Raw genomic sequence first — 9096 nt, 5'->3', positions numbered from 1 at the left:
CAGGCCGGGGCCGGCTGCCAGCGCGCCCGCCAGGGCCACCAGCAGGCCCGCGCCGCGCACGAAGTCGAGGTGGAACGGAAAGAACCCGCTGACCAGCGGCACGAACAGCACGCCGCCGCCCACGCCCGCAAGCACGGCGATGATGCCGAGAACGAAACAGAAGAACAGCAGCGCCGTGGGCCAGAACCACCACGGATGGCCGTCCGCCGGCATGGCTGCGGCGACGGTGGAGGCGACGTCGCCCCCAGATGCCAGCGCGGGAAGGGCCCAGCACAGCACGAGCAGGACCGCAAGGACCGCCGGGCCCCAGAACCTGACTTTGGTAGCGGTGTTCATGTCGGTAATGTCCCCTTTTGAAACATTGAAACATTAATGAAACAACAACTCGCCATCGCGGTCCGCAATCCGGGGGGATGTTTGGCCTTCCTGCCCGGTGCTGCGGCGCGCGTTGCGTCCAGTTTGCCAGCAACACACCGAAACTTGGGGTATTGATCTGGGTCTCGCCTGAATTTGTGATTGCTGTAACAAGTTTCGTGCCATCAATGAGCGCTTGCCAAACATAGGGAAAAGGCCTAGTTCACGCACATGGACGGCAGAAATTTTCCGCATACCGGCAACAAATTGCCGGGTGATGGCCAGGATGGTCCTCATTTCGAAACGTTGCAGAACGGAACGGGGTTTCTCCTGTTGTCCGGGGACATGCTGCGCCTGAAACAGCTGGCGGTGCAGGTGGCCTCGTCGGACGCCCCCATCCTGATCCACGGCGAAACGGGCACCGGCAAGGAACTGTTCGCACGGCTCATCCACGACATGAGCGTGCGGGCGCGCAAGCCTTTCGTGGCCGTGAACTGCGGCGTGCACGAGGGCGAACTGTTCGCGGACAAGTTCTTCGGGCACGAGCAGGGGGCCTTTACCGGCGCGCACCGCACCAGTCAGGGCTGTTTCGAGCTTGCCGGAGACGGCACGCTGTTTCTGGACGAGGTGGGAGAGATTCCGCCCGCCAACCAGGCGGACTTTCTGCGGGTGCTGGAAGAGCGCAAGTACCGGCGCATCGGCGGGCAGCGGGACATTCCGTTCCAGGCGCGCATCATTGCCGCGTCCAACCGCGAATTGCCGGACATGGTGCGCGAGGGGCGGTTCCGGGCGGACCTGTTCTTTCGCCTGAACGTGATCCCGGTGTCGCTGCCGCCGTTGCGGGCGCGGCGCGAGGAGATCGTGCCGCTGGCCCGGCATTTTCTTGCCCACTACGCGGAGAAGTACCACCGGCACGGGCTGCGCTTTCGCCCGGAGACCGAGGCGGGGCTGAGCGGTTACCCGTGGCCGGGCAACGTGCGCGAACTGAAGAACCTGGTGGAACGGCTGGCCCTGCTGGCCCCGGATGGAGACATCGGGCCGGAGCACCTGCCGCTGGAACTGCGGTCGGCTGTGGCCCTGGGTGCAACAGGCGTGGGTGGGGCGGGCGGATATGCCGGGGGCGGCGCCCCCGGTGGGGCGCCTGGCGGAACAGGGGGCGGGAACGGCACCGGTCACGGCAGTGGCATGCCGGGCGGAGACCTGGCCATCCATGCCGTGCACCCGGCGGGCATGGGCGAAGACCTCAGTCTGGACGTGGCCCGGCGCGAGGCAGAGGTGCGGGTGATCCTGAAGGCCATGCGCGCCAGCGGCGGCAACAAGGGTGAGGCCGCGCGCCTGCTGGGCGTCAGCCCGCGCACCCTGCGCTACAAGTTCAGCGAGTACGGGTTGCGGTTCTAGGGGGGGCTACAGCGAGTTCACGAACCGGTTGTAGTCCGCAATTGCCTTGTCTGCCTTCTCCTGGATGGTGGTGACGTCGTTCTTTGCCCCTTCGACGTAACGCTGAACGCAGTTCCGATAGGTCTCCATGTCGGACTTGAAGTACGAGATGGCAAGGTCGTCGTAAACGACAGGCTTACTCGGGGGGTAGCAAGTGTGGTCGGGATATCCCAGCGAGCCGCCGAGGCTGAAGTTGGACACACCAAGCCCAAAGCCGACGGCCGTAACAGGGAGCAGGATGATGCCGAAAATGATGAGCAGTTTCCGCATATGTGCCTCGCGTTTTGGCCACCCTAGCAATAGGCGATACTGCCCGCAACCCGTTGTCGATAAAGATACAACTGTACTAAAAATCAAGAAAGACGAGTGAGCCTAAAATCCAGTCCGCGCACGCGCGCGCGAGGCGATGGACATGCCAAGCCTTCCCGTGAAGATTTTCATGGTGCAGAATTGAGGGGCGGGGCTGGATGATCGGTCGATCAGGCCTCGAAACTGAGAAAGGGCCGCAACTTTCGTTGCGGCCCTTTATTCTCGTGGTGCCGAAGGGGAGAGTCGAACTCCCACTCCCTTGCGGGAACTAGACCCTGAACCTAGCGTGTCTACCAATTCCACCACTTCGGCGCGGAGGAGTCGTATACCCATGGGAGGGTGAGCTTGGCAAGCGGTTTTTTTGGGGCCGACGCAAAAAAGATGTCGATATATATGAATGGGGAGGGGGCACTGCCTTGATGTCTGGCCCTCTGGTCCGGCAGGTGAACTGGCTGCGGGCGCGGCACAGGCTCGGTAGCTGGCGCGGCAAAAGGTCGGCAATTGGCGGGCCAGCACCGTGCGGCGAAGAGGTGCAAGCCTTGGCGGCCACGGACATGCCGGTCGCCTTGCCAAGGGGCACCGGATGCCGCCTGCCCGATCTGGTGCCCTGTCCCGCCCCGCCCGTGCACCCCGTCATTCACTCCATCGGGCACTCCGTCGGGCACTCCATTGGGCACTCCGTCGGGTGCACCTTGGGGTGTCCATTGTCCGGATGCTCATCCGTCCTTACCGCCCGCCCTGCGCCTGTCCATCCCCCGCCCTTGAACCCGCGCGCCGTTTGGGGTAGCACGAGACGGCGCGGTGCCGGAACGTCGGCCCCGCGCCGCCAGCCGTTCACACGGCCCCGCGCTGCATGCCCCTCGCCGCCCGTTCCGCCGACATGCGCCGCGCACCATTCCGCCGTCACGAGTATTCATGGAAATAGCACGCGAATTACAGGAAATCAGCCTCGACCTCTCGCGGGGCAGCTGCGTCACCGTCGGCAACTTCGACGGCGTGCACAACGGCCACCGCAAGCTCATCGGGCGGGTCATGGCCAAGGCCGCCGCGCTGGGCGTGCCTTCGGTGGTGGTCACTTTCTGCCCGCATCCCTTGCGGGTACTGGTGGGGCCGCACACCCCGCCGCTGATCACCGACTACGAAAAAAAGCTGGATCTGTTCGAGGCGCTGGGGGTGGATCTGACCCTGATGTTGCGCTTTACCAGAGAGATGGCCGCGCAGGAGCCGGAAGAGTTCGTGCGCCGCGTGCTGGTGGACGCCCTGCACACGCGCGAACTGGTCATCGGCTACGATTTTTCGCTGGGCAAGGGGCGCAAGGGCAACTTCGAACTGCTCCAGCGACTGGGCGCGCAGTACGGATTTGCCACCGAACGGCTGGACCCGGTCATCATCAACGACGCCGTGGTCAGTTCCACCCGCATCCGTGACCTGATTCGCGCGGGCGACGTGTGGGACGTGCGCCCGCTGATGGACCGCTTCTACGCCATCCGGGGCAAGGTGGTGCGCGGCATGGACCGGGGCGGCAAGTTGCTGGGCTTTCCCACCGCCAACATGGAGCCGCGCGACGAACTGATGCCCAAGCCCGGCGTGTACGCCACCTGGGTGCAGATCGACGGGCAGGTGTACCAGGGCGTGACCAACGTGGGCTTCAACCCCACCTTCGACAACGCGCGGCTCAGCGTGGAAACGCACATTCTCGACTTCGACCGTGACATCTACGACTGGGAAATCCGCGTCTCGTTCGTGCATCGCCTGCGCGACGAGCGCAAGTTCTCCGGCCTTGATGAACTGGTGACCCAGATCCGCCGCGACGTGGACCTGGCCCGGCAGATACTTTCCGCGCCCGACGCGCGCCTGTAGTTTTCCGGCGGGATGCGTCCCGCCGGACCGGTCGTCGGTCGCCGTGCGCGACCGCAGGATTTTCTCCCCGCCGCGCCCCGTCGCGCGGCCAGCATGCCGCCGTAACGCGCAGCCCGCCTGTGTGTTGACGGCGTGCACGCGTTACCCTGGCATCGGGAGTGCCCACCAAGGAAACATCATGCTGCGCATACTCAAGAAACCCGTGCACGAATTCCTGCGCCTGTACCGCACCGTGGCCTACGTGCGCCTTGGCGTGCTGGGCATGGGGTTGGGGCTGCTGTCCGGCTGCGCGGCCATCCTGTTCTTTCTGGGCATAGAGGCGGGCAAGCACTACATCCAGGTGGTCTGGGCCGGGCTGTCCTTGCCCGCCCCGGCCGGGGAGACGCTGTTCGGCCATGCCGAGGCCGCCGCGCGGGCCTACCGCCCCTGGGTCATCGTGGCCGCGCTGGGCATTACCGGGCTGGTCACCGGCTGGCTGGTGCAGCGCTTTCTGCCCAACAGCCTGGACGGCATGACCGACGGCACCGACGCCATGATCCGTGCCTTTCACGCGGAAAAGGGCATCATCCGCAGGCGTGCCCCGCTGCTGAAGGGGCTTACCTCCATCTGCACCATTGCCTCGGGCGGCAGTGCCGGACGCGAGGGGCCGGTGTCGCAGATCGGGGCGGGCATCGGCTCGTGGCTGTCCATGCGGCTGGGGCTTTCCCCGCGCGAGCGGCGCATCCTGATGCTGGCGGGCGCGGCAGGCGGACTGGGGGCTGTGTTCCGTGCCCCGCTGGGCGGCGCGCTGACCGCCATCGAGGTGCTGTACCGAGAGGACTTCGAGTCCGAGGCGCTGCTGCCCGCCGTGCTTTCGTCGGTGGTGTCCTATTCGCTGTTTACCTTCGTGTTCGGCACCGCGCCCATCTTCGGCATTCCGCGCTTCAGCTTCACCTCGGTGCTGGAGTTGCCGTGGTACCTGCTGCTGTCGCTGGCCTGTGCGGCCAGCGGCTGGGCCTACGTGCGCACCTTCCGCGTGCTCAAGTATTCGGTGTTCGGCAAGCTGCGGGCGCGGGTGGGCATCATGTGGACCACGGCCCTTGGCGGGGTGCTGATGGGGCTGTTCGGCATCCTGTACCCGCCGGTGCTGTCGGACGGCTACGGGTGGATCGAGCAGGCCATTCTGGGCCAGTTGCCGGTGGTCACCATGATGACGATACTGCTGGGCAAGACGCTGGCCACGGCGGTGACCCTGGGGTCCGGCATGAGCGGGGGCATGTTCGCCCCGGCCCTGTTCGTGGGCGGCATGACCGGGGGCGTGGTGGGATTTGCGGCGCAGCAGGTCCAGCCCGGCGTGGTCACCCAGCCCGGCGGCTACGTGCTGGTGGGCATGGCCGCGTTTTTCGCGGGCATCGCCCACGCGCCCATCGGGCCGCTGGTGATGGTCTGCGAGCTCACCCAGGGGTACGGGCTGCTGGCACCGCTGATGCTGTCGTCGGCGGTGTGCATCCTGCTGGGGCGGCGCACCGCACTGTACGAGAACCAGGTGGAGAACAAGTTCGAGTCGCCCGCCCACCTGCAGGACGCCACGGTGAACCTGCTGGCCACCATGCGCGTGCGCGACTGCTACACGCGGGGCCGGGTGGCGGTGGTGGAGGAAAACGTGACCCTGAAGGCCCTCACGGACATCATCGCCAATACGCGGGCGTTCACCTTTCCGGTGCGGGGCATGCACGGCAAGCTGAACGGCCTGCTGGCCGTGCAGGACGTGCGCGGCATCCTGTACGAGGCGAACCTGTTCGACCTGGTGCTGGCGGGCGACCTGGCCCGGCCCCTGACCGCCCTGACCGAGGACGACGACCTGTACACTGCCCTGCTGGCCTTCGTGGAAACCGACCTTTCGCAACTGCCCGTGGTCTCCAAGGACAACGAGGAAGCCGTGCTGGGCCTGCTGGAACGCTCCGACCTGTTCCGGGCGTACAGCGATTCGCTGAAGGCGCTGCGCGAGGAGCAGTAGGGAGCCGCAAGTGGTGGCGTCTGCCGATCACGCCTGCCGATCACGCCTGCCAATCACACCTGCCAATCACGTTTGCCGAGCAGGTTTGGCGGACGCGCTACCGTTCTTTCGCCCCGGCGTTGCAGGCCAGCAGGGGGCAGAAGGCCAGCGCCTCGTCGGTGAGGGCCGTGGCCGCGCCTTCGCCGGAGTGAAGGATGAGCGGCGGTTCCACTATCAGGCCGGGTTTGCCCGCGCGGTGGGCCTCCACCAGCACCAGCGTTGCCGGGCCGTGGGCGCGGGCATGCACGCAGCGCAGCCGGGCGGGTTCTTGCCCGGATTCGCGCAACGCCAGCAGCAGGTCGGGCAGTCTGTCCGGCCCGTACACCCAGCAACTGCGGCCCAGCGCACGCAGCAGGCGTGCCGCCGCCCGCGTGAAGGCGGGCAGGGTTTCGGGTGTCTCGAACAGTGCGCGGGTGCGCTGGCTGCTGGGCGAGGGACGGCCCGAGCCGTGCCGACGGTAGGGCGGGTTGGCCACCACCAGATCCATGGACCCGGCCCTGGGCAGGGCGTCGAAGACGGGTGTGGACATGAGGGGGGCGGCGTCGGGCGCGGAGTTGGGCAGGTTCGCTGCCTTCGAAAATTCGTGGCCTTCGGGCATGCCGGATGTGTTCCTTCCGTCCTTTCCGCCGCCTGCGCCAGCGGCGGCAAGATCGGCCCGCAGCACCCGGAAGCGGTCCGCCAGCCCCAGCCGCGCCCCGTTCTGGCGCGCGGTGTCCGCCAGTTCCCCGTCGATGTCGATGCCCGTGCCCGTCAGGTGCGGGTGGGCCAGCAGCAAGGCCAGCCCCACCACGCCGCAGCCGGTGCCCAGGTCCGCGAAGGCCCCCGATGCCTCCCCCGGTCCCTCCCCTGACGCCTCCCGTGATGCGTCTCCTGATATATCTCCCGGCACACCCTGTCCCGACGCGGGGCACGCGCCGGTTGCCGCCCGGCGTCCATGGCGGATGTTTCCCGCATCCGCCGTCAGGCTCCCCTTCGCCGTCAGGGCCTGCCCGGCAAAGGCCGCCAGCAGCAGGGCGTCCACGGAAAAGCGGAAGCCGCCCACCGGCTGGACGAGCCCGCGCGGAAACAGGGAGCGAGCCTGAACCACGGCGTCGGGCAGCGAATCAGGCAGCGAATCAGGTAACGAGCAGGGCAGGGTGCCCGGCGAACCAGCCGTGCCAGTAGTGCCAGCCGTGCCGGTCACATCAGTCATGTCGGGAGCGTTGCGGCGCATGGAGGCAGGCTATCCGGGTGGTGCCGGGTTGGCAACGGGTACTCGCCCCCCGTTTGCCGTGGCGAACCCATTTGCCATCGCTGATGATTTTGGTAGACAAGGATGACGACGGCAGAACCGCGTCTCGCCATTGTCATGTATGTTCCGGGCCGCGCGCCTTCCGCTCCGCGCCCGCGTTCCCTCCCCGTCCGGCCAGCCCCACAGGAGCCCGCCCGATGCAGCAGTTCCGGGCCGACCTGCACATCCACTCCCGCTTTTCGCGCGCCACCAGCGGTCGGCTCAACGCCCGCCATCTGGCTGCGTGGGCGCGGGTGAAGGGGCTGGACGTGCTCGGCACCGGCGACTTCACGCACCCCAAGTGGCGGGAGGAACTGGCCGAACAACTGGTGCTGGACGAAGCCAGCGGCCTGTACCGCCTGCGCGACCCGCGCGGGCTGGACGCCGAACTGCCGGAGTACGCGGGCAAGCCGCTGGCCGGGCGCACCCTGTTCATGCTCCAGGCCGAAATCAGCAGCATCTACAAACGCGGCGGCAAGGTGCGCAAGGTGCACAACCTTGTCTACGTGCCCGACATGGACGCCGCAGACCGCCTGTCGCGCCGCCTGGCAGAGGTGGGCAACATCGAATCCGACGGGCGGCCCATCCTGGGCCTTGATTCCCGCAATCTGCTGGAAATGGTGCTGGAAACGCATCCGCAGGCCTTTCTGGTGCCCGCGCATATCTGGACGCCGTGGTTCGCCCTGTTCGGCTCGAAATCGGGCTTCGATTCGGTGGCGGAATGCTTTGGCGACCTGTCGTCAGAAATCTTCGCCATGGAAACGGGCCTGTCGTCCGACCCGGAGATGAACTGGCTGTGGAGCGAACTGGACCGCTTCGCGCTCATCTCCAACTCCGACGCGCACTCCGGCGAAAACCTGGGGCGAGAGGCCAACCTGTTTTCCGGCGAGATCGGCTACGAAAGCATCCTGCGCAGCCTGAAGGGGCAGGGCATCGGCGGGCGTTTTCTGGGCACGCTGGAATTCTTTCCGGAAGAAGGCAAATACCACCTGGACGGCCACCGCAAGTGCGGCGTGGTCATGGAACCGCGCGAAACCCGCGCCCGTGGCGGGCTGTGTCCGGTGTGCGGCAAGCCGGTGACCGTGGGCGTGCTGCATCGGGTGGTGGAACTGGCCGACCGCGAAACGCCCATCCAGTCGCCGGGGCAGCAGGGCTACCTTTCGCTCATCCCCCTGCCGGAAATCCTGGGCGAACTGCTGGGCGTGGGGGCCAAGAGCCGCAAGGTGGCGGAACAGCACGCCCGCTGCGTGGCCCGCTTCGGCTCGGAACTGAACATCCTGCAGGATGTGCCCGAGGCAGAGATTTTCCGGTTCTGGGAACCGCTGGGCGAAGGCATTGCCCGCATGCGGCGGCGCGAGGTGCTGCGCCAGTCGGGCTACGACGGCGAGTACGGCGTGGTGCGCGTGTTCACGGACAAGGAGCGCGCCTCCATCCAGCGCCGCTCGGTGGTGGGCGGCCTGCCGCTGCTGGAAGGCCTGGGCGTGCCCGCCGCCCCGCGTGCGGGGGATGGAAAGGAAGCCCCCCGTGCCACGGGCAAGGGCAGGAAGGGCAAGGGCGCGGACCGGCCCTCGCTGCTGGACGCCCTTTCCGGCCAGCCGGGCCAATCGGGCCAGTCAGGCCCCGGAACGGCGTCTGGTGGGACGGTGGGGGCAGCGTTCGGCCCGGCTGCGGAGCCTGAATTCGAATTTTCTCCCGCGCCCGCGCCCGGCACGCCCGACCTTTCTCCCATTTCCGAAACCGACGACGATCCCCCGCCGCCCGCCTTTGCCGCGTTCAGCGCGCCCCGCCCGCCGGAAGGCGCCTCCGTGCGCTTCAACCCCGCCCAGCGCCG

6 protein-coding genes, 1 tRNA gene and 1 pseudogene are annotated in these 9096 nt (G+C 67.2%); 4 read left to right on the top strand and 4 right to left on the bottom strand.

Annotated elements, in window-relative coordinates; all coding sequences use genetic code 11:
- A pseudogene (locus tag FVW27_RS01380) lies at positions 1–336 on the bottom strand (sulfite exporter TauE/SafE family protein); the annotation flags it as partial.
- Positions 337–585: 249 nt separating this feature from the next.
- On the opposite strand from FVW27_RS01380, the gene FVW27_RS01375 reads away from it, so the two are divergent.
- Positions 586–1752: a sigma-54 interaction domain-containing protein gene (locus FVW27_RS01375; protein ID WP_167122088.1), complete on the top strand. Its 1167-nt coding sequence runs from the start codon at positions 586–588 to the stop codon at positions 1750–1752.
- A gap of 6 nt (positions 1753–1758) precedes the next feature.
- On the opposite strand, the gene FVW27_RS01370 is transcribed toward FVW27_RS01375, so the two are convergent.
- Positions 1759–2061, bottom strand: a complete 303-nt coding sequence (locus FVW27_RS01370) for a hypothetical protein (protein ID WP_167122086.1) — start codon at positions 2059–2061, stop codon at positions 1759–1761.
- A gap of 264 nt (positions 2062–2325) precedes the next feature.
- A tRNA-Leu gene (locus FVW27_RS01365) sits at positions 2326–2412 on the bottom strand.
- Positions 2413–3015: 603 nt separating this feature from the next.
- Here FVW27_RS01365 and FVW27_RS01360 point away from each other — a divergent pair.
- Positions 3016–3960: a bifunctional riboflavin kinase/FAD synthetase gene (locus tag FVW27_RS01360; protein WP_167122084.1), complete on the top strand. Its 945-nt coding sequence runs from the start codon at positions 3016–3018 to the stop codon at positions 3958–3960.
- A gap of 178 nt (positions 3961–4138) precedes the next feature.
- The gene (locus tag FVW27_RS01355; protein WP_167122082.1) at positions 4139–5956 is read left to right on the top strand and encodes a chloride channel protein; all 1818 of its coding nucleotides are present in this window, start codon (positions 4139–4141) and stop codon (positions 5954–5956) included.
- A gap of 97 nt (positions 5957–6053) precedes the next feature.
- On the opposite strand, the gene FVW27_RS01350 is transcribed toward FVW27_RS01355, so the two are convergent.
- Positions 6054–7208, bottom strand: a complete 1155-nt coding sequence (locus tag FVW27_RS01350; RefSeq protein WP_167122080.1) for a tRNA1(Val) (adenine(37)-N6)-methyltransferase — start codon at positions 7206–7208, stop codon at positions 6054–6056.
- Between the two features lie 215 nt (positions 7209–7423).
- Here FVW27_RS01350 and FVW27_RS01345 point away from each other — a divergent pair.
- The coding region (locus FVW27_RS01345; RefSeq protein ID WP_481850156.1) for an endonuclease Q family protein at positions 7424–9096 on the top strand (1673 nt) is incomplete at its 3' end.

The organism is Nitratidesulfovibrio liaohensis (assembly GCF_011682075.1).
GTDB classification, from domain to species: domain Bacteria; phylum Desulfobacterota; class Desulfovibrionia; order Desulfovibrionales; family Desulfovibrionaceae; genus Cupidesulfovibrio; species Cupidesulfovibrio liaohensis.
This window is presented reverse-complemented; position numbering and strand designations above follow the sequence as displayed.